Below are 20,166 nucleotides of genomic sequence, written 5' to 3'. Positions count from 1 at the left end.
TCACACGTCTGACCAAAGTTGGCGTATCGAATTCCGCTTGCCGATGGTTTCACCACGCTCTTGTAGAGGGAGGCCGTGGTTGAAGACATCGAGCGCGAGAATCCCTTGGCCGCATTCCAAGGGGCGTAGTACTGGTATTGCTCATACCTTGCGGCGATGGGCTGGTGGGATGTCTACCCTCACCGGCCCGGTTGCCCTTCTCGCTTAGAGTGAACTCATCACCATAGCCGTTCTTGGTTCTGGCTATCGGTTCGCGTCACCAGCAGTGTCCCCTTCAGTTCCCCAGTAGGTCACCCCGAGAGTCACCCGTGAGGGTCGGCTCTGTTTCTGCGCAATTCCTCTTCCTCGAAATGAAAAAAGAACAACGCACCCAGTATCAACGGAGGCTTGATCCCGAGACTAGCGATGTCCTGCGCGTTCGCCTTGAGCGACCGCTAGCGGACACCATTCAGGCCCTCCAAGAGCATCCGACGTGTGCCATCAAGGGCAACCTTATCCCGTCCCGCAGTCTGATTATGCGCCGCGCCATTCAGGTCTATGACAAGTATGTCCGTGGCCTGCGAGGTGATGCCGCTGATCGTGAGAACGCTGAACTCCACCGCCTTACCTAATTAACCCGAAGCCAATCATGACAACCATCACTGACAAGGCCTTTTCGGGCCAACAATTCTTTGGACTCCCCGAGTTCGTAGGCACGCCCACCGCTACCGTGAATGGTGACGGCGCTCCCCTGACGCCACTGGCTAGCGGGGTCTTCCTCACCAGTCCCTGCGCACAAGACGATGAGGTGATCGTCACCTTTGAGCGGGCATAAGCGACTCATGAAACTGCCATTCCGACAACTCGACATCGGGGAGCGGATTGAGCGAACGCTTCACCTCAGCATAGCCGAGATTGGCACCCTGACCTTTCTCGAAGACCTGTATTGGCGCACGGGTGAACTTCCACCCAAGTCAACGCTTGAGGCCACTTACGTTGCCCGAGGGGGAGACTCGGAGGTCCTTGCGCGGGTCCTCAAAACGTATTTTCCCAAGCGCAAAGCCCCTCATCTCGATCAAGACCGAGCGAAGGCAATCGCCAAGATTGAAACGAACAGAGTCAACGGAAGGAAAGGCGGTAGACCTTCGACGGTAAAACCTGAGGCCGCAGAGGCTGATTTCTAGGGACTTGAGAGAAACCGAACGGTTAGCGACCCGCTAAGGCAACAGGAACAGTAACAAGAACAGGAAGAGACCACGACAAGGACTCTATACCTCCGTTCCATCTCTGATACGGCTTCGCCGTTGGAGACCACATATCCTGATTCAATGTGGAGGGTGACCATGATGGATGTCCCCCCCCCCTCAGAGAGGTTCGGTCTCCAAGCGAAGCGAAGCTGAGCGCTGCTACACGCCTCCCCCTCAGTTACCCCTTTAGATGCCTATCCATGCCCGCCATTGAGCGGGCTTCTTTTTGTCTGCAAACAACACCATGAGCAAACGACTGACCGGAGACCGTAACCAATGCCCCGGATGTCACCAGCATTTCAATTCCTCCCACGCTTTTGACAAACACCGAACAGGTTCATTCGGGAAGGACCGTCGATGTATGACCATCCCCGAGATGGAAGCGAGGGGAATGGCAATTAACAGGGATGGATTCTGGGTCAGCAGCCTACGACCTCAGGAATCGATTCTGAGGGTACCGGTGAGCGCCTAACAGCCGCCGGACGACATCACCCATATCAACTTACCCCATATTGCTATGAGCCCCTCCGAATCCCCCGCCGTTGCACTGGAAGTGCTGATCGCGATGCGAGACCGGTATGAGCGCTTTGTCCCTCATGTCTACCGGCACTACTTCCGAAAGGACCTTCACAGGCGAATGAAGAAGGCCAAGCACCTCGCACAACTCTACGCCTCCGGCACTTGAGACCACTGGCATGACTATTGAACTAGACGCCCCTGCGCCAGCGTTGAAGAAGCGCAAGCCATCGAAGCGCATAACCAACACTGACGCTGATAACGAGAGACGCCAAGCGATCCATGCGCGATTGGACCTCCTCTTAGATAACCCCACCCGTGATGAGCATATGGAACTTCTAATCTCGTTGCTAATTGGATGGGAATTAGAGGCAAGGTTACGGAGATTGGCCGATGCATAGTGACCAGCGGAGCGACGAAGAAGTATTCACGGTCTCCGGTATCACAGCATCCGCGTCCGCATTGATCCGCCTCGGGCTACTCAAGCGTGACCCTAAAGGCGATTTTCAGACCACCGGCAAGCATCCCCAACGGCCCACTCCCGCAGCACCTCCGGACTACTCGTCAATGCCCACCCCTGACCCTTACAGCATAGAAGGATTGGCCCGACGAGGCTTTCGCGTGTTGCATGGAGAGACCCGTGACCAAGACCGCGTAATGATCGATGGCGGTTATTACCGCATCACCGAGGCCCGGAAACACGGCCTCATCTAACGAACCATTCAAACCCAAATTACCATGAGCGATTACAGCAGCTACAGCACCTACGTCCCTACCGAAGAGACGGCACTTCCGAGCACCGGCCCCACGACACGCGTTGTCGGAGGCACGACCTCAATCACCCTGAACGGTAACGACTCAGTATCGAACACCAGTGAGTATGCCTCCGTCTCGGCGGGCGACCTCTCGTCGTATGAGTCGTCCGACTGGCGTAGCACCGCACGGGACCCGATGGGCCTCCCGACGAACAACATTACCCCCGCGAGCGTGGTCGTTATCGCTGGCATGAGCGCCAAGGTTGGCGACTTCATTAAGGCGGGGATTCTTCGAGAGACTTCGGATGGGTTCGCACTGACATCTAGCGATAGCCAGAATGGACCCCGTCAGGACACTGAGGAAGCAACTGAAGAGGGGGGCGAAGAGGCTAACCCCGATGCCGCCATGATGCCCGAAGAGGTGGCCTCGGCGGTGGATACAGCAGTAGAGCCGTTTGACCAATCGACGTTGGATGCGGGACTAGCTCATGCCATTGCAGCAGCCACGGGCGATATGGCGGTAGAGGATGTCGTCATGGGCGTGGCCCAGCGCTCAGGCATGGACCCGTCGCAGGCTGGCGAGCGAGTGCAGTTTGTCATTGACGCCTATCAGGCACAGACGGACAACTACTTGACGAGTAACGGCCTTGGCGCGGATGAGCTTCCGGCGTTCTATGAATGGGCGAAGCAAAGCGGCCAGAAAGCGGGCCTTACTGCCGCCATTCAGCAGCAGGCATACGCACGGGATATGAGTGCTTGGAAGCCGCTGATTGCTGGATTTATGCGCGGTGTCGCCCCGAACCTCGGAGCACTCCAAGCGAACGGCTATGAGGTCAACGGAGACCTTGTACGCATTGACGGGACGTGGATGAACGTGAAGGCAGCAGCTAAGGCCGGTCTAATCTGACGGCAGGGACCGCCTCGACGCAGGGCCTAGGGTGGGGTAACATCTTGGGGTAATTCACCCCACCCCACGAACCCCCTCTAGGCCAGATAGGGCTTTGAAGGCAGCGAGTTGCTAATCGTTACCGGCCCTGGGCACCACAGTGATTTCAAGGCATTCGGCGATTCCGCCCTTTTCTGCCCTGCTCCACAATTCGTATTTGGCTCCGCAAAACCGGTTATTGGGTCGGTTCAACCTTGTCGCCCAGTCGGTCACGCACGTAGTGTTCGGTCATCGCAGGTCAGGCGGCTAAAGCAAAGGCCTCGGCCGGGGTCATCATCTTCAGCGCTTGGCGCGGCCGCCGATGGTTGTAGAACTGGATCCGGTCGCCGATTACACGGCTGGCGTGCTGCGGCGTAGCAAGGCGCGAGGGTGAATCCAGAATTTGCCGATAACGGCCCACCGCATCGAATGGGCCGCAACCCAATCTATCTCACCAATCGCGGTTTCTCACCCCGCCTCGCCACGTGAATAATGACGTGCGGGCCCATCAACGTATCCGTTGCCACCATCGCTTCTGCGAACGTCTCAAAGTAAATCGCGTGCTCGGGGTCGGACACATGCGCTCGCCTGATTTCTCCTGCTCGCTCGTCCCACGCGTAACCGAGGTACTTCTTGTATTCGTGGAACCAGACAACATGCCCCTCGCGCGTCAACGACTTGGGGAGGTCGAACCCGCCATCGCCTTGACCGCCGATTTCTTCGTCCTTCCCGCCGCTCTTGTTTGAATCACTCATCAAAATCTCCTGACATGTGAATAAATTTAGCCGCGCTAACGACTGACTTCATCATCGCAGGAGTGCCAAACCTTGCGTTTCAGCAACTTCCGAATATCCGAGCCTATACGTCGACACTCGAAAAGTTTCGACGCGCTGCGAAAACGTTTGTGACGTATAAGAGGCGAAACGAAGACGGGCTGACGGAGTCACGGTGAACCCACGACCCTAAGGCATGAATTTCAGCATCATTCAATGCCACAGTTGTGCCACTCACATCGGTGGAGGCGGCATATGCGCACAACTTGCGTAGGGATGTAAGACTACAATGCGCGGGACAAGCTCGCCGCCCATCGATAGCATCCGGCGTAAAGGTTTCCCGCAGGAAAAATCAAAAAGTGCCCCCCACTTATCCGTGAACTTCGGAGGTTTCGTATGGGGTTGGCATTGCTTTCCCTTGCCCTGCTTGTTGTCATGATGTTGATGTTGGAGACGGTTCGACCGCGCAAACGCAGGGCGGCCATCGCCATCGACTCGACCGCGTACTACGCCGTGAAACCGCTCACGAAAACCGAGCAAGCGTTCTATCGGCTGTTGGTCAACAGCTTGCCCGGACACATCGTTCTGGCACAGGTCGATATCAAGCGAATCGTCCGAACCAAGCGCGGCAAAAGCCATTCGCACTTCAACCGAATCGCGCAACTATCGGTGGACTTCCTCGTCTGCACCCCTGACTTTTCAATCGCTGCCGCAGTTGAGCTGGATGACCCGTCGCATGAGGGAAAGCAACAACGAGCGCGGGACGCAAAGAAGGAGGACGTGTTGAAGGCAGTCAATGTGCGCCTCGTGCGATTTGACGTCAGGCGCTATCCTTCAGAATCGGCCATTCGACAAGCGATTCTGGGAAGCACCAACGGCGCCGGCGATCTGAAATTCGCCGCATGACCCGCGACCCGAAAGGGGCGTCTAGATCCACCCCGCCTTTGCCCACGGCATCCACGACTACGATCACGGCCGCATCAGGCTCGAGCCAGCCAGAAGGGCTAAGTTCCGTTCGGTACAGAACCCGGCCCTTACCGCCATCACTTCCCCGTCCAACTTTACGGGGTCAGTTCACCGTCACCGGCCTGCCGCGGCGTCGCCGCGACGTGTGATTTGCCACGCTGCGCCGCGGCGTTGAAAATGCCAGGCGTCATCCCTGCTACGCCGCTACGCCGCTTCGCCGCCACACGTCGGTGCAAACGCCATATGAGCGTCTTGCGAAGGCAAACCCCATCAGACCGGGTTTAGTACGCTACGCCCCGCTAGCACAGCCGCCACATTGTCCAACGCGGTGAACCCCATCTGGTCGCGCGTCTCTTTCGTCGCGCTCGCCATGTGAGGCGTAAGAAATACGTTGTCCAGCGATGCGAAGCGGGCATCGACATTGGGCTCATTTCGATACACGTCGAGGCCCGCGCCGAAAAGGTGCCCCGACGTCAATGCGCCGTAAAGCGCATCTTCATCTACCAGATCGCCACGCGCCGCATTCACAAATACGGCCCCCTTCGGCATGAGATCGAACTGCGCCTTCGTCATGAGCGGCGATCCGCCACCGGGAACATGCAGCGAGAGCACCTGGCAATGCGGAAGCAGTTCCGTGAGGCTTGGATAAAACACCGCCCCGTTCTCCAGCGCCGGCGATGCCCGCTGAATGTCGGTGTAGGCCACCTTCATGCCAAACGCCTGCGCGCGCTTTGCGACCGCTCGCCCGATACGTCCGAAACCCACGATGCCAATCGTTTTCCCGTTGACGCGCGTGCCCAGCATGTCCGTCATGCCGAACGATTCCCCCCAACCGGCGCGCATGATTTTTTCGTATTCCGCCGCACGCCGACTGGCCGCCAGCACCAGCAACATCGCGAAGTCCGCCGTGCATTCGGTCAAGGCATCGGGCGCGTTCGTCACGACAATGCCTCGCTCGCGGGCGAACGCCACGTTCATGTGATCAACGCCCGCGCTGGCATTGGCAATGATCTTCACCGTGGATGGCAACGCCGCAATGTGCGCTTCCTGCAAGCCGGATTTCTTCCCGACCAGAACCGCTGGCACCTCGCGCGCCTTGCAGAATTCCACCACCGCCCATGCATCCATATCCGATTCGGTCACGTAGGCGTTGAATTCCGACACTGCGCGGCTCGCCACGGCTTGCGGCACTTTTCGCGCGATCAACAATTGGGTGCGCGTGCTTTCCGACATGATCTTTTCTCCAAGTAGACGGTCGCACAAAGACTACGAAACCCGCCAGCCCAAGGTCAATGTTGATTGAATCAATCAACCTATGACCGCCGCCCACGCGCGCCCTTCGGTCGCATCCCACCATGGGATGCCCTCCACCTTTCGCTCATCAGGAAAACCCTGACACGCCACCGACTGGGTGCGCTTCCAGATGTTGATTGAACGAATCAAGATTGCCCGGCCGACGCGGCCGATGCCATTCTCGGTTCGTGACCCACTGAGAAAAGGTAATGTCATGTCGACTTCGAAGCAGTTCGCCGCCGTCACGGGTGCCGGTTCCGGCATCGGTCGAGCGGCCGCCATCGCGTTTGCCGCATCCGGATTCACCGTCGCGCTGATCGGACGCCGGGATGCGCCCCTTCAGGAAACCCAAGCGGCCATCGATGACGCAGGCGGCAACGCGTATGTCGTGGCGGCCGATGTCGCCGATGAACGCTCCGTGGACGCGGCATTTGCGCAAATCCTTCGCGAATTCGGACGTCTGGACGTCCTCTTCAACAACGCCGGACGCAACGCCGGCGCAGTGCCGCTGGACGAATACCCGCTCGACTTCTGGAACGACGTCGTCGCCACCAACCTGACGGGTGTGTTCCTGTGTGCGAGAGCGGCCTGGCGCATCATGAAGAACCAAACGCCGCAAGGCGGGCGAATCATCAACAACGGATCCATCTCGGCGCACTCCCCCCGCCCCAACACCATCGCCTACACCGCCACCAAGCACGCCGTGTCGGGCATCACCAAATCGTTGGCGCTGGACGGGCGCCCCTATCGCATCGCCTGCAGCCAGATCGATATCGGCAATGCGGCAACGTCGCTCACGGAGCGAATGACACGTGGCGTGCTTCAGGCCGACGGCAGCGTGGCCCCGGAAGCTCGAATCGACGTCGCTCATGTCGCGAACGCTGTCGTTCACATCGCCAGCCTCCCGCTCGAAGCCAACGTCCTCAACATGACCCTCATGGCCACCACCATGCCTTTCGTAGGCCGCGGATAACCCCCTCGCCCGCCCCACATAAAAAGCAACGGGCAGGCCACCGATCAGGAGACATCGATGAAATTTGCAGAGGAACAACACCTGTCAGCACTCGATACGGCATCACGCGATATCACGGCAAGACCATCGAAGGTCAGATACGTCGTGCTGTCGATGTTGCTGATCGCGACAATTCTTAACTACGTCGACCGATCCGCCCTCGGCATCGTCGCCCCAAGCCTTTCGAAAGACCTCGCATTGAACAAGATGCAGATGGGCGAGCTGTTCGCCGCATTCGGTCTCGCGTACTCCCTCGCCTTGCTGCCCAGCGGCATCCTTGCCGACGTGCTCGGCTCACGCATCGCCTATGCGCTGTCGCTGGTGGGATGGTCGCTCGCGACGCTCACGCAGGGGCTGGCCAATGGCTATCACATGTTGCTTGGCTCTCGCCTGACGATGGGTGCGCTCGAGGCCCCCGCGTTTCCATCGAATGCACGCGCGGTGACGCTTTGGTTTCCCACGCAGGAGCGCGGATTCGCGACCAGCGTCTACGTCATGGGACAGTACATCGGAACGCCCATTTTTACGGGCCTTCTGCTGTGGATATCGGCCGCCGCGGGATGGCGTTCCGTGTTCTTCGTGACGGGCGGCTTCGGCATTCTTTTCAGCGTGATCTGGTTCTGTGCCTACCGGGATCCCTCGCGACATCGCTGGGTGAACAAGGCCGAACTCGACTACATCAACGAATCGCGCACCCCGTCCGCGCAGAAGTCGCGGGAAAAATTCAACTGGCGCATGGCACTCAAACTGCTCGGGTATCGCCAGATCCTGGCCATTTGCCTCGGCAAGTTCTGCAACAACACGATTCTGGTCTTTTTCACCACGTGGTTCATGACGTATCTGGCCGAGGCGCGCCATATGTCGATGATCAAGGTTGGGATCTTTCAGGCACTCCCCTTCCTGGGCGCGACGCTCGGCATTCTCGTCGCCGGTTGTCTCTCGGACTTCTTCATTCGCCGTGGCGTCTCCCTCTCCGCCGCACGCAAAGCGCCGCTGGTCATCGGAACGCTGCTCGGCTCGTCCATCGTCCTGGTGAACTTTGTCGAATCCAACGCGATGGTCATCGCCATTCTGACCATCGCCTTCTTCGCGCAAGGTGTCGGCTCGATGTCCTGGGCCGCCGTCTCCGAGATCGCGCCGCGCCAGTATGTCGGTCTCACCAGCAGTATCACGAGCCTCGCCGCCAACATTGCTGCCGTGACGACGCCGCTGATGATCGGTTACGTCATACAACGCACGGGACAGTTTTACTGGGCACTGAATCTGATGGGCGCTATCTGCCTGCTCGGTACGTTCTCGTATTCCGTTCTCCTCGGCAAGCTCTCCAGAATCGAGCTTTGAACGCCCCCACCTATCGCACGAACGACATGATTGAATTCAAATGGGATCACCTTCAGCTACGCTCGGCAGACGCTGAAGCCACGGCAGCGTGGTTTGCCCGGTGCCTGAATGCGGAAGTCGTTCGACGTCCGGGGCGTGTGGATCTTCGCATCGGGTCCATCAACTTATTCATCACCCAACTGTCCGGCGCGCATACGACCGAAATCTCAGGTGGCACGCGCACGCAAGGCATCGATCATTTCGGCGTGACCGTCGATGATCTCGATGTCGCCTTCAATCACCTCAAGGCCTGCGAAGCCGACATCGTCGAGCCGATCAAGTCGGTCCGTGCCGGCGTCCGGGCACTTTTTGTGAAGTCCCCGGGCGAGATCCTCATTGAAGTCCTTGAGCGCAAGCCTAGCGAGATGACTTTTACTTGAAGAGACGTCAATATTGAGCCACCCGCTCGGGACTCACTCGAAACGAGTGAGTCCCGCTGCCCGTTTTGAGCGCCCTGCCCTATAGCGAACGCCTATTCCATGCGAACCTGGATCACGTTGACCGAAGCGGCCCGACAGTTGGGCGTGCAAGCGCAGACGATCTACGCGTACGTCAGCCGAGGCAACATCGCCGTCATGCCGGACCCCGCCGACCCGCGCAAGAGCTTGTATCGTGCAGAGGACGTCGCGATCCTTTGCCGAAAGAAGCAGGTCGGCCGCAAACGCGCCGCCCTTGCCGCAGGCACGATATTCGGCGCCGAGCCTTGCATCCACAGCGCAATCACTACGTTTTCCAAAGGGCGCGCGTACTACCGCGGGCGCGATAGCATTCGCCTGTCACAGGCATCGACGCTCGAAGACGTTGCCGCCATCCTGTGGAACGCACGATCGCCAATTGCCTTCGACATTGACCGAACCCCGCTGCAGTGGGAAGAGCGCGGCAGACAGTGCGCTTTCATGTCCTTGGCCGCGCTTGCCGCGAATGGTCACTCGACACACGGCCGAACCGACCGAGCACTACATACCGAGGCGGGCCACCTGGTCGCGCTCGTCTCCCAAGCGTTTGGTGCGAAATGCAGCGAAAAGGCGACGCTCACGCATGAACGACTGGCGCTTGGATGGGGGCAAGGAAGCGAAGGCACCGACCTCATTCGCAGAGCCCTGGTACTCGTTGCCGACCACGAGCTAACCAGTTCGGCCTTTGCCGCAAGAATCACGGCATCCACCGGCGCATCGCTGCCGGGATGCCTGCTCACCGGGCTGGCGGCCTTCTCAGGCCCGTTGCACGGCGACGCTTCAGGTCGTGTCCGTGCCGTGTTCGATCATGTAGAGCGAGTAGGGGCGGAAAGTGTGGTGGCCCATCACTTGCAGTCGGCCCTCCCGATCCCTGGGTTCAGCCATCATCTCTATCCCGAAGGCGACCCGCGCGCCCAGGCGTTGCTGGAGCGCCTCGATCCCCCCGAAGAACTGGCATCATTTATCGGGGAGGTGACCCGTTTGACGGGGCTTCAACCGAACATCGATGTCGCGCTTGCCGTTCTGGCTTCTCAACTCAAGCTTCCTCGCGACGCCGCCTTCGCCCTATTCGCCACCGCACGAAGTGTCGGCCTGCTTGCGCATAGCATGGAGCAGCTCAAGGTCGGAAAGGTGATCCGACCCCGCGGACGTTACACCGGCCCCGTTCTCGAGGATGTGGATTCGGTGCCCCCCAACGACGATGGCAATGGCCTGCCTGACGCGGCGACCGTCGACCGAAATCGCGTATTCAAGACGATCATCCGCTAGCTGAGATCCTGCTGGTTCACCCTGCCGTATCGGCGGATACGATTCCACACTCGGTTGGATGAGCCCGCCCCGCGCCGGCACTCGGGACATGGGCAATATTTCAGCGCGCATTGATTACCGAGGACGACCCGTAGTAGCATACGCAACTTAATTAATAATAATTCTCATTTCTATTTTTATTATTATCGATGCGCCGCCTCCAGAATTACGCTGCACTGCCGCTGGTCTTCATCGCGGCGTCGCCGCTCGCCTTCGCGCAGGCCACGTCTACTGACGTGGCGAGTTCGGCTGCCGTGAGCGCAACGAACACCGACACCGCCACGCCCGACGCCACGTCCGTGAGTGCATCTGGCACCGTTGCGCTGCCCGCAGTGTCTGTCAGTGCGAGCGGCGCGCCCCGCACCGCGTTCGACGCGCCCGCCGCCGCTCAGGTCACGAAGTCGTCGGTGCCTTTGAGCGAGACGCCGCAATCGATCAGTGTCGTCACGCGCGATTTGATGGACGCGCAACAGGTCCAGACGCTCAACGACGCGCTGCACGACGTGCCCGGGGTGATCTCGGGCACGTACGGCAGACGGGGCTGGGACGACTTCATCATTCGCGGCCAAACGGCGTCGGATTCCGTGTATCTCGACGGCCTGCGCACGGCCATCAATAACCGCTTCGCCGAAGAAACCTTCGGACTGCAACAGATCGAAGTGATCAAGGGACCGGCTACGTTGCTTTCCGGACTCGTGCTGCCGGGCGGCATGGTCAACATGGTCAGCAAGCGGCCGGAAGCCGACACGTTCGCCAACGTCGATGCCACCGTGGGCAGTCACGGCTTCTACCAGAGCACCGTCGACATGGGTACGCCGCTCTCGGAGAACGGCAAGGCCGCATTTCGCATCAACGCCCTGGCGACGAACAGCCACGACGCCACCGACTATGTCTGGTCGCGCAATCGTTATATCGCGCCGTCGCTATCGCTTGATCTCGGCCCGCGCACGGAATTGACGATCCTGACGAGCTATCAGGAACGCAACTACCTCCGCCAGCAAGGCCTGCCGTGGTCCGGCACGCTGATCCCGAACAAGAACGGCAGCCTGTCGCGCAGTACCTTCACGGGCGAGCCCGGTGAGCGGCCCTACTCGGGGCACGAGGCACGTATCGGCTACCGCTTCGCCCACCATTTCGACTCGGGCTGGACCGTGAACCAGAATGCTCGCTGGCAACAGTTCGCGCTGGGCGGTCAGCTCGTCGCCAATGGAAAGGTCGCCTCGAACGGCTACACGCTGAGCCGCACGGCCACCGATTCGCAATGGTCCGGCGACACGCTCTCGCTGGACAATAACGCGCAGAAGACCTTTGACACCGCGTTCGGCCGCCACGAGATCACCGTCGGCATGGACTACATGCGCGGGCGCGAGGACGTGACCACCACCACGTGCTCGGTCGGTTCGATCAACATGTACGCCCCGGTCTACACGGGAGCCATCACATGCCCATCCACGCCACGAACGCGCGCGTACACTACGATCCGCGATCTGGGCGTCTACGCGCGCGATCAGATCGCACTCGGCCAGCGCTGGCGCGTGCTGGCGGGCATGCGCTACGACAGTGCGTCGAGCAACGTACTCAACAAGCTGACCGACACCACGAGCGGCAACCCGTCGAACGCCACCACGGGCTCGCTTGCGCTGATGTACGAGCTGTTCCCCGGCGTGCGCCCTTATGTGAGCTACGCGACCTCGTTCTACCCGAACAGCGGCGCGGACGTAAGCGGCAACGCCTTCGATCCTGAAACCGGCAAGCAGTGGGAAGCGGGGGTGAAGTTCGACCTCCAGAAGGGCCACACGAGTGTGACGCTCGCGGCATTCGACCTGCGCCGCCGCAACGTGCTGGAGAGCGATCCGAACAACGACGGCTACAGCATTGCCGTGGGCGAAGAGCATTCGCGCGGCGTCGAAGTCAGCTTCAACACCGCGCCGACGAATCAGTTGAGCGTGACCGGCGGCTACGCCTACACGTCGGCCGTGATCGCCGACGATGGCGGCCAGGCACCGTCGACCAATGGCGTGCGCATCAACAACGTGCCACGGCACAGTTTTAACCTGTTCGCACGCTACCGGTTGCCGGGCGAACTGCGGCGCTGGGAGATCAACGGGGGTGTACGTGGTCAGAGCAACCTCTATGCGTATGGCTACACGATTCCGGGCTTCGTGGTCAGCGACGTGGGCGTGCGCTACACGGCACCGAGCTGGCACGCCGCGCTGAATCTGAAGAACATCTTCAACAAGCATTACTACACAGGAGGTCTGAGCAACGCCGTGGCACTGGGCGACGATCGCTCGGTGATGCTCACACTGGGATACCGCTATTGAGGCTTGCGAAGCGCCAACCGCCCCCACGCATCGATTTGGGAAATACGTCGAGGCTTTCGCATGGCGACGTCCCGAGCCGACAATTCGGACGTTGCTGAAACTCAAGTGATTTCACGGCTGGGATGATGGAAGCGTCCCCCACATCGGTGGGGGCAACTTCTGGGAGCAACCCATGCGCGATTCGAACGATGAGAACGTGAAATCCCGAGGTGCAGGCATGACGAGGCGATTCGGGACGAGCGGAGCACCGGACCTGCCGAAACCGCTGTCGAGAAAGGGCTATGTCGTCTGGTTCCACGACCATGGCGAGTATCTGGGGCTCGCATGGAACGCGTCGGCGGAAGAAATTGAACGAGCGCACGTGGCAAATGCCGACCACGCGATCTACTTCGAGACCTTTGCGCAGGCGGCCGTCGCCAGCGACAAGTTCATCAGCCCCTGTCGGGTGATCCATTCCCCCGGGCCCGGCAAACGACCCAAGCTTATGCCCTAGAACAACGTGACGGCCCGTCACCGTTGTCGGGCCGTCACGCCTGCGATTTATGCGCCGCCGGTTCCCGTGTTACTTTTACGGCAACGTTACTGCGTGTGAGGTGTGACCATGTACACCGTAATGGGCATCACGGGGCGAGTGGGCAGCGTGCTGGGACATGACCTTCTCAAGGCAGGTCTACCGTTGCGGGTCGTCGTCCCCGATGCCGTCAAATCGAGCCGATGGGCCGCACTGGGCGGTGAGATTGCCGTCGCGGAAAACGACGATGTCGACGCCCTCACCCACGCGTTTCGCGGCAGCGAAGCCGTGTTCGTGATGCTCCCACCGAACGCAGACCCCGAGCCGGACTTCTCGCATGCGCGGCGCCTGATCGACGCGATTCGGCAAGCGCTGGCCGCCACTCGCCCGAAACGCGTGGTGTGCCTGTCGAGCATCGGCGCCGACTGCGAAATGCCCAGCCTGCTCACCGCGCTGCGCTTGTTCGAGGCGGCGATGCTGTCGTTATCGCTGCCGGTGACGTTCCTGCGCCCGGCCTGGCTGATGGAGAACTTCGCGTGGGACATCGAGCCCGCTCGCGAACGCGGGGAGCTGCCGAGCTATTTGCAGCCGGTGGATCGGGCGCTTCCGATGGTCTCGGTGAGCGACGTCGCCCATTTCGCGGCGCGCGCCATGCAGGCGCCGTTCAGCGACAACCCAATCTGGGAAATCGAAGGCCCCGAGCGTTACTCGCCCGACGACATCGCCGCCGCACTCGCCCGTACGCTCGTTCGCGACGTCTGCGCCGAGGCGGTGCCCCGAGCGGGCTGGGATCCCCTTTTTCGCGCGCAAGGTATGCGCAACCCGCTGCCACGTATCCAGATGCTCGACGGATTCAACAACGGCGACTTCCGCTTCCGCGACGACGGCAAACACGCGCTGCGTGGCGGCGTCACACTCGTCGAGGCAATCGCCGCATTGGTGCGCGAAAGCTGACACCGGTGACGGGCGTCAGGCCATCCGCAACCCGCTAGCGGTCTCGGCAAACCGGCACTTGTGCGAGCAGTTCACGCCAATGTTGCGCCCAATCGCCATCGTGCGCGACCCCGCGCACCGTGACCGTCGTCACACAGGATCCCCCCGCCGCCGCCGCGAAGCGCCGCGCGACGTCCGGCGGCACGATCGTATCCTGCGCGCTGCTGAAATGGATCTGCGCAATGCCTGCGATTCGCCGCGCCACGTCGATGGGATTACGAGACGCCGGCATCGGCGAGACGTGATGCAGCCGATTGATGTACTCGGTGTCGAGGTTGCCCGCGACCGTGCGCAGCGCGGCGACGTCGTGGCGGCGCGCTGCGATCAGCACGGCAATGGCGCCACCGCCCGAGTAGCCGACAAGCTCCACGGGCTGCCCAGGGGTACGGGCCACGAGTTGATCGACTGCCGCGTTCATTGAATCGATCACTTCGGGGGCGAACCGCTTGCCGGTCCAATACGCGACGGCGCAACGGGGATTGTCCTGCATCGGCGTAAATTGGCAGGGTCGCGCCAGATAGGCGACGTTGTCGGCGGCCTTCGCGGACGAATCCGCGGCAGCGAGCGCCAGCCCCGTTGCCGCGACCGGCGTGGGGTCCAGCGATGGCTCACTGCGCGAAACCCAGGCCAATCCATCGCCTTCGATGTAGATGCGTAGAGGCTTGTCAGGGCGGGTAATGCGCGAGAACACGGTAAGGCGGAAATCGCCCGCCGTCAGCACTTCCCGGTGCAGTCCCGCCGGTCCGGCCAACGCATCGGCATGCGCGTCGCGATCCACACTGGCACACCCAGACGCCAGCGATAGGGCAGCCACTGCGGCAACGTAACGCATCCCGCGCTGCCACCCTGCAAGCATGGCGTTCATGGCGCTGCGCCGCGCCCTTCGGTCAAATCGCGCCATCACGCCATTCCACCACGAAGTGCTTGAGTGCCTGCGCCATGCGTTCGACCACGGGTTGCCAGTGTGCGCGGGCCTCCTGGCGAAACAGACGCATCCCCGGATACCAGGGCGAGTCGTCGCGAGCGAGCAGCCAGCGCCAGTCGGGAACAAACGGCAACAGCACCCATACCGGACGTCCCATCGCGCCTGCCAGATGAACGGGCGACGAATCGACCGACACCAACAAATCCGCGAGATGCAAAATCGCCGCAGTGTCCTCGAAATCGCGGATCCCGTCGCTGAGCGACACCATCGACATGCCGTCAGGAGGCGTGCTTGCCTGCGAGGCCGCCGGCCCCTTCTGAATCGAAAGGAACGTCGCGCCACTCGCCCCCAACGGGCCGAGTTGTGCGAGCGACATGGACCGGTTGCCGTCGTTGACGTGTTCCGGGCGCCCCGCCCACACCACGGCGACCCACGGGCGCGGCACGTCGGCCAATTTTTCGCGCCAATGGGCGACGCGCTCGGGGTCGGCGCTCAGGTACGATACGTCGCCCGGCAGATCGGCGAGCGTCAAGCCCATCGCCATTGGCAGGCTCATCAGTTCGCAATGCTGATCGAACGTCACCGGCAACGTACCGCGAGCGACGATATCGTCATCGCCCCACATGCGCCTGGCGATCGGCAATGCTTCCGGATTGATCTCCAGGATCACGCGCGCCTGACTGCGCTCACGCGCCCAGCGCGCCATGCGCAGGAACTGGAACGTGTCTCCGTAGCCCTGCTCGTCGTGGATGAGGAGCGTCTGGCCGGGAATCGGTCTGCCGTCCCAACGCGGGCGTTGCACCTTGCGCTCAATGGACTGCGTATGTTCGAGGCGGTAGCGGTGGCGATACTCGCGCCAACCACGCTCGAAGTCGCCGAGCAGGAGCAACGTCTCGGCGAGATCGAAGCGGTTGGACAGGTCGCCAGGCACCTGACGGGCAAGCCTGTCGAGTATGTCTCGTGCCTCGTGCACCTTGCCTTGCGCGCGCAAGACCATCGCAAGCAATCGCCACATCACCACGGGCGCGGTCTCGGCGCCCACGACCTCGCGCAGCATCGACTCAGCCCTTTCGTACGCCTGCGCATGGACGCACGCCACGATGGCGTCGTGAACCGAGGTCATATCCGGCGGTGTGGCGAGCAACTGCGGCACCGAGGGCGGGACACCGTCGACGAGTGCCGGGCGATTGCGCGTAACCCTCTGCGCCTCGACAAGCGCAAGCGCAGCCCGCGCATCGTGACTCTCCGGCTGGAGGGCGAGCGCATCGCGAGCACAATCGAGTGCCTCGTCCAACCGTCCAACCAGCGGCAGAATCCGGGCACGCGTCACGAGCGTGGAGGAATGCTGGGGGGCGAACGCCGACATGATCTCCACGACCTGCAACCCCGCCGCCACGTCTCCACTGGAAACTTCAATGTCGGCAAGATTACGGTAGGCGTCGACGAACGACGGATCCAGCTCAATGGCGCGGCGCGCCAGCGTTCGCGCTTCGGTAAAGCGCTGCTGTGCGCTCAGCAGCGACGCCAGATTGCTGTGCACGTCCGCGCGTAGCGGGTCGATTTCAAGGGCCCGGAGATAGTGCGTCTCGGCAGACTCCTGACGCCCCAGCAGACGCGCGGTATTCCCGAGATTGTTGTGCGCATCGGCCGACGCGGGCAGCAGTTCGCTCACGCGGGTGAGGCATGCCAAGCTCTGATCGAGCTGTCCGACCTCCTGCAACACTATTCCGAGGTTGTTCCACCCGGCAGCAAACGCCGGATCGATTTTGACGGACCGGCGCGCCGCCGCCAGCGCCTCATCGAGCCGGCCCGCCTGCCGGCACATCTCGGCCAGATCGGACCAACTGGACGCCAGCGCACCGGGCGCCCGGCAGGCGGTGCGCAGATGGTCGATCGCCATGTCGCGCTTGCCATAGGCATGGGCCATGAGGCCGAGGAGATAATGCGCGTCCGGGTGCTCGGGCGACGCTTCCAGCACGCGCCGGCACAGGACTTCTGCCTGGGGCGCCTGTCCCGCCTGCCAATGCGAATGGGCTAACGCAATCGCCTGAGCGAAGGTCAGCATTCCGGGGGTCGAAGCGGCGGCAGACATCGAGAGGCGGTCGGGAGACGGTAGGCACTGCGCGATACTTCCACGGCGGTCGCCGCCATGTCAATCGTTGCGACCGCCGGACGCGTACGAACGTTTCCGAACACGCGCGACGCTCAGAAGCGCTGTTGTACGCGCACAATCCCCGTGTGCGACACAAAGCCCGCCCCCGCTTGCAGGTCGTAGCGAATCGAGGCACTCAGATTGTTCGCTTTCATCAGGGTCAGGCCCAGCGAGATATCGGCCAGGTCCGACACCGGCGTAGCGCCCACGGTCGTGAACGCCGTCTGGCCGGACGGATCCGCAGCGAAGCTCGCGCCCGTCGTTTGACGCGTACGGTTGTACTCATGCAGCCAACGCACGCTCAGTTCGGGCACCCACATCCCCTTCGCCGTTTCGAATGGCAAGGCGACCTTCGCCCCCAGCGCGCTACGCACCGAACTAGCGCCGACACTGCCGACCGTAAGCGCCGAGCCATTGCCACCCGTTTCGGTATAGCCGTTCTGGTTCAGATAGCCATATGTGACGCCCGCCAGCGGCGTGACGATGGCACGTCCCAGCGCCAGTGGCCAGCCGAATTCGGCGCCGAACACGAATTGTTGACCGTTGAAGTTGCCATGGGCCACGCCGTTGAATCCCGGCATCGACACCGATCGCGTCGTATCGTAGTGTTGCAGCACCGCCGAGCCTGACAGGTTCACGTACCACGGCTCGCCGGTGTACGCGGCGTACCCAATGAGGCCATACCCGTTCACGCCGGTCGTATTGCCCGACGTGCTACCGTCATTGTCGATCGCCGTGCGCGAGAACTGGACCGCTCCCCCCGCACGCCAGCGCTCGCCGAATGCTCTGTCAGCACCGACGACCAGTCCACCGTAGTTGGCGCTGTAGCCGTCGACGTCGTTACGCACCGACTGGCTGGCGTGACCGCCGAAGGCCTGTCCCCAGACGCCCCAGTTGGCTGCGCTGTCGCCCGTCGCAATCCCGGTGCCCCCGGCCTGCGCTACGCGCAGGCTGTTGACGTGCGCACCGACCACGCCCAGCGATTCGAAGGTGGCCGCGCCTGCGGCACGCGTATTCTGCGCCGGGGCGAGTTGCTTGCCGACCCGATTGGCCGAGTCCGTCGAACCGCCGCTCAGCGACCCGAGTGCCGCGTTGTACAGATTCAGCAGTTGGGCGTCGCTCACGCCGGTGTAGCCCAGCAAGCCCCGCAGCGACGACTGCGCGTTGGGTGCCGACGCAAGCAAGGCGTTGGTGCGAGGGTCGGCGGGCGGTGTCGTACCGGTGCCGCCGCCGTTGTCGGAACCGGCATTCGTATCCGAAATCAACGTCACGACCAGATCCTGCCGACTGCCGTTAGCGACCGTGGCGCCGGTCGCGCCGAGCGTCGACGAACCGTTGACGCGATAAACCAGCGAACCTTCGTTGTAGGTGGCCGAGCCTGCCGTGTCGATCACGACATAGCGCTGACCCGCCGCAAACGAATAGCCGAGCGACTGTAACGCGATACTCGAACCCGCTGCCAGTGTCGTGTTGCCGCTCACAACCAGCCGTCCGTAGCCGCTATCGGTCGTCAAATCGCCGGTCGTAACCGCATTGCCCGCAACACCGATCTGAAGCGTGGCGCCTGCCGCCTGTGCGTAATCGCCTGAGACCTGGATGGCATTGTTGACTTGCAATACCGACGCGTCGTTGAACGCCGTTCGTGTGCCAGCGAGGTTCAGGTCGTCGTTAAGTAGGAGATTGCCACCGTTGAAGTGTATATCGGCGAGCGAGCTGGAAAGGGTTCCGGGGATAGCACTGCCGAAACCCGTGAGGGTGCCCTGCGCTGCGCCTGACGCCCCCGCGATGGACAAGGCTTGCGTGCCGGAATGGGAAATGTTGCCCGCAATGGTGCCGGCGTTATTGATCTGTCCGATCGTGGCCGCTGCGGAGGCATTCGCGATGGCCGCGCCGGCGCTCGAAATGAGCCCGCCCGCGAGATTGTTGATGGTACCGATCGAGTCCTCGTTGTAAATGCCGTAGTTCCCGCCCGAAATCGTTCCAGCGTTGTTGATCGTGCCAATGATGCCGTGATAGGTCGTGCCACCGATCACGGTACCGCGGTTGTCGATGCCGGTGCCGGTGCCGAGCCCACTGGTGCCATCGATCAGGCCAAGGGGCAGGTTGTCGATCGTCGTGAGGGTCGCGCTTCGGTTCATCACCCCGCTTTGCGCGCCCGTAATGGTGCCGCTGTTCGTCAGCGTGCCCAACTGCGTCGATAGAACGAGGCCACGCCATAACGGCCCGAGATAGTCCCCGTGTTGGTCAACTCGCCGAGATGCGACGTGTTCTCCACACCATACCCGTTGGCGGCGGAGATCGAGCCGGAATTGAATGCAGACGCCAGTGTGCCAGCGTTGTCGATGCCCGCGTTGCTCGGCGAGAAAATCAACCCGCTATTCTCGAGACGCGCCACCGTGCCCCGTGACGAAATCAGCAATGCGTTACCGCCGACCAGCGTGCCAGCGTTCGAAATTGTCCCGAACGTGTTCACGATTTGGGCGAAGGTCGCGCCCGTGATCGACAGGGTCGTACCGTCATAGCGCCAATTCGGCGACGAAGTGGTGTCGGCCTGACCGGCAACGAGAAACGTGCGACCATCCATGATGGCGGCCAGCGGGACTGCCCACACCGGTCCTGTGTTCAGCGAAGCCGCTGCAACGACGGCGGCGA

18 protein-coding genes and 1 pseudogene are annotated in these 20,166 nt (G+C 61.7%); 12 read left to right on the top strand and 7 right to left on the bottom strand.

Annotated features, from left to right (window positions below; genetic code table 11):
- Positions 1-308: 308 nt before the first annotated feature.
- The 4 genes from A985_RS0121075 to A985_RS0121045 all read left to right on the top strand — a co-directional run bounded on the left by A985_RS0121075 (position 309) and on the right by A985_RS0121045 (position 3,404).
- Positions 309-611 carry a hypothetical protein gene (locus A985_RS0121075; protein ID WP_017235357.1) on the top strand — a complete coding sequence of 101 codons (303 nt, stop codon included), beginning with the start codon at positions 309-311 and terminating at the stop codon, positions 609-611.
- A 17-nt stretch (positions 612-628) separates the two neighbouring features.
- Positions 629-814, top strand: coding sequence for a hypothetical protein (locus A985_RS0121070; protein WP_017235356.1), 186 nt, complete (start codon positions 629-631; stop codon positions 812-814).
- A 929-nt stretch (positions 815-1,743) separates the two neighbouring features.
- On the top strand, positions 1,744-1,911 hold the full coding sequence (locus tag A985_RS28765; protein WP_017235354.1) for a hypothetical protein: 168 nt from the start codon (positions 1,744-1,746) through the stop codon (positions 1,909-1,911).
- A gap of 569 nt (positions 1,912-2,480) precedes the next feature.
- On the top strand, positions 2,481-3,404 hold the full coding sequence (locus A985_RS0121045) for a hypothetical protein (protein WP_017235352.1): 924 nt from the start codon (positions 2,481-2,483) through the stop codon (positions 3,402-3,404).
- Positions 3,405-3,681: 277 nt separating this feature from the next.
- On the opposite strand, the gene A985_RS29895 is transcribed toward A985_RS0121045, so the two are convergent.
- Together A985_RS29895 and A985_RS0121040 are read right to left on the bottom strand one after the other, a co-directional pair.
- The gene (locus tag A985_RS29895) at positions 3,682-3,843 is read right to left on the bottom strand and encodes an integrase core domain-containing protein (protein WP_369751615.1); all 162 of its coding nucleotides are present in this window, start codon (positions 3,841-3,843) and stop codon (positions 3,682-3,684) included.
- 25 nt (positions 3,844-3,868) lie between these two features.
- Positions 3,869-4,177, bottom strand: coding sequence for a hypothetical protein (locus A985_RS0121040; protein ID WP_017235351.1), 309 nt, complete (start codon positions 4,175-4,177; stop codon positions 3,869-3,871).
- Positions 4,178-4,591: 414 nt separating this feature from the next.
- On the opposite strand from A985_RS0121040, the gene A985_RS26520 reads away from it, so the two are divergent.
- Positions 4,592-5,101: a DUF2726 domain-containing protein gene (locus tag A985_RS26520; protein WP_017235350.1), complete on the top strand. Its 510-nt coding sequence runs from the start codon at positions 4,592-4,594 to the stop codon at positions 5,099-5,101.
- Between the two features lie 330 nt (positions 5,102-5,431).
- On the opposite strand, the gene A985_RS0121025 is transcribed toward A985_RS26520, so the two are convergent.
- Positions 5,432-6,394 (bottom strand): D-glycerate dehydrogenase, encoded by a 963-nt coding sequence (locus A985_RS0121025; protein ID WP_017235348.1) that lies wholly within the window; start codon positions 6,392-6,394, stop codon positions 5,432-5,434.
- 274 nt (positions 6,395-6,668) lie between these two features.
- On the opposite strand from A985_RS0121025, the gene A985_RS0121020 reads away from it, so the two are divergent.
- The 7 genes from A985_RS0121020 (at position 6,669) to A985_RS0120990 (ending at position 14,398) form a co-directional block, all read left to right on the top strand.
- Complete coding sequence (locus A985_RS0121020) at positions 6,669-7,427, top strand: SDR family oxidoreductase (protein ID WP_026132238.1); 759 nt, start codon at positions 6,669-6,671, stop codon at positions 7,425-7,427.
- A gap of 57 nt (positions 7,428-7,484) precedes the next feature.
- Positions 7,485-8,807: an MFS transporter gene (locus A985_RS0121015; RefSeq protein WP_017235346.1), complete on the top strand. Its 1,323-nt coding sequence runs from the start codon at positions 7,485-7,487 to the stop codon at positions 8,805-8,807.
- Positions 8,808-8,833: 26 nt separating this feature from the next.
- Positions 8,834-9,226, top strand: coding sequence for a VOC family protein (locus A985_RS0121010; RefSeq protein WP_026132237.1), 393 nt, complete (start codon positions 8,834-8,836; stop codon positions 9,224-9,226).
- Between the two features lie 99 nt (positions 9,227-9,325).
- A complete protein-coding gene (locus A985_RS0121005; protein ID WP_017235344.1) occupies positions 9,326-10,570 on the top strand; it encodes a citrate synthase in 1,245 nt (414 codons plus the stop codon).
- A 188-nt stretch (positions 10,571-10,758) separates the two neighbouring features.
- Positions 10,759-12,933 (top strand): TonB-dependent siderophore receptor, encoded by a 2,175-nt coding sequence (locus A985_RS0121000; RefSeq protein ID WP_017235343.1) that lies wholly within the window; start codon positions 10,759-10,761, stop codon positions 12,931-12,933.
- Between the two features lie 172 nt (positions 12,934-13,105).
- Complete coding sequence (locus A985_RS0120995) at positions 13,106-13,426, top strand: hypothetical protein (protein ID WP_017235342.1); 321 nt, start codon at positions 13,106-13,108, stop codon at positions 13,424-13,426.
- A 108-nt stretch (positions 13,427-13,534) separates the two neighbouring features.
- Positions 13,535-14,398, top strand: a complete 864-nt coding sequence (locus tag A985_RS0120990) for an NAD(P)H-binding protein (protein ID WP_017235341.1) — start codon at positions 13,535-13,537, stop codon at positions 14,396-14,398.
- Between the two features lie 34 nt (positions 14,399-14,432).
- On the opposite strand, the gene A985_RS0120985 is transcribed toward A985_RS0120990, so the two are convergent.
- From A985_RS0120985 to A985_RS27230, 4 genes and pseudogenes are all read right to left on the bottom strand, one after another.
- Positions 14,433-15,302 carry a hypothetical protein gene (locus A985_RS0120985; RefSeq protein WP_017235340.1) on the bottom strand — a complete coding sequence of 290 codons (870 nt, stop codon included), beginning with the start codon at positions 15,300-15,302 and terminating at the stop codon, positions 14,433-14,435.
- A 22-nt stretch (positions 15,303-15,324) separates the two neighbouring features.
- A complete protein-coding gene (locus A985_RS27235) occupies positions 15,325-17,427 on the bottom strand; it encodes a tetratricopeptide repeat protein (protein ID WP_017235339.1) in 2,103 nt (700 codons plus the stop codon).
- A gap of 140 nt (positions 17,428-17,567) precedes the next feature.
- On the bottom strand, positions 17,568-19,703 hold the full coding sequence (locus A985_RS26510; RefSeq protein ID WP_051060323.1) for an autotransporter domain-containing protein: 2,136 nt from the start codon (positions 19,701-19,703) through the stop codon (positions 17,568-17,570).
- Positions 19,691-20,166 (bottom strand): annotated as a pseudogene (locus A985_RS27230) (hypothetical protein); the annotation flags it as partial. The gene A985_RS26510 and the pseudogene A985_RS27230, both read right to left, overlap by 13 nt.

Origin of the sequence: Pandoraea sp. B-6, assembly GCF_000282835.1 — a bacterium.
Lineage (GTDB): Bacteria > Pseudomonadota > Gammaproteobacteria > Burkholderiales > Burkholderiaceae > Pandoraea > Pandoraea cepalis.
This window is presented reverse-complemented; position numbering and strand designations above follow the sequence as displayed.

Excerpts from the sequence above, each read along its gene's own strand:
- A985_RS0121070 (WP_017235356.1), top strand. The coding sequence starts at position 629 with ATGACAACCATCACTGACAAGGCCTTTTCGGGCCAACAATTCTTTGGA.
- A985_RS28765 (WP_017235354.1), top strand. The coding sequence starts at position 1,744 with ATGAGCCCCTCCGAATCCCCCGCCGTTGCACTGGAAGTGCTGATCGCG.
- A985_RS0121045 (WP_017235352.1), top strand. The coding sequence starts at position 2,481 with ATGAGCGATTACAGCAGCTACAGCACCTACGTCCCTACCGAAGAGACG.
- A985_RS0121040 (WP_017235351.1), bottom strand. The coding sequence starts at position 4,177 with ATGAGTGATTCAAACAAGAGCGGCGGGAAGGACGAAGAAATCGGCGGT.
- A985_RS26520 (WP_017235350.1), top strand. The coding sequence starts at position 4,592 with ATGGGGTTGGCATTGCTTTCCCTTGCCCTGCTTGTTGTCATGATGTTG.
- A985_RS0121025 (WP_017235348.1), bottom strand. The coding sequence starts at position 6,394 with ATGTCGGAAAGCACGCGCACCCAATTGTTGATCGCGCGAAAAGTGCCG.
- A985_RS0121020 (WP_026132238.1), top strand. The coding sequence starts at position 6,669 with ATGTCGACTTCGAAGCAGTTCGCCGCCGTCACGGGTGCCGGTTCCGGC.
- A985_RS0121015 (WP_017235346.1), top strand. The coding sequence starts at position 7,485 with ATGAAATTTGCAGAGGAACAACACCTGTCAGCACTCGATACGGCATCA.
- A985_RS0121010 (WP_026132237.1), top strand. The coding sequence starts at position 8,834 with ATGATTGAATTCAAATGGGATCACCTTCAGCTACGCTCGGCAGACGCT.
- A985_RS0121005 (WP_017235344.1), top strand. The coding sequence starts at position 9,326 with ATGCGAACCTGGATCACGTTGACCGAAGCGGCCCGACAGTTGGGCGTG.
- A985_RS0121000 (WP_017235343.1), top strand. The coding sequence starts at position 10,759 with ATGCGCCGCCTCCAGAATTACGCTGCACTGCCGCTGGTCTTCATCGCG.
- A985_RS0120995 (WP_017235342.1), top strand. The coding sequence starts at position 13,106 with ATGCGCGATTCGAACGATGAGAACGTGAAATCCCGAGGTGCAGGCATG.
- A985_RS0120990 (WP_017235341.1), top strand. The coding sequence starts at position 13,535 with ATGTACACCGTAATGGGCATCACGGGGCGAGTGGGCAGCGTGCTGGGA.
- A985_RS0120985 (WP_017235340.1), bottom strand. The coding sequence starts at position 15,302 with ATGAACGCCATGCTTGCAGGGTGGCAGCGCGGGATGCGTTACGTTGCC.
- A985_RS27235 (WP_017235339.1), bottom strand. The coding sequence starts at position 17,427 with ATGCTGACCTTCGCTCAGGCGATTGCGTTAGCCCATTCGCATTGGCAG.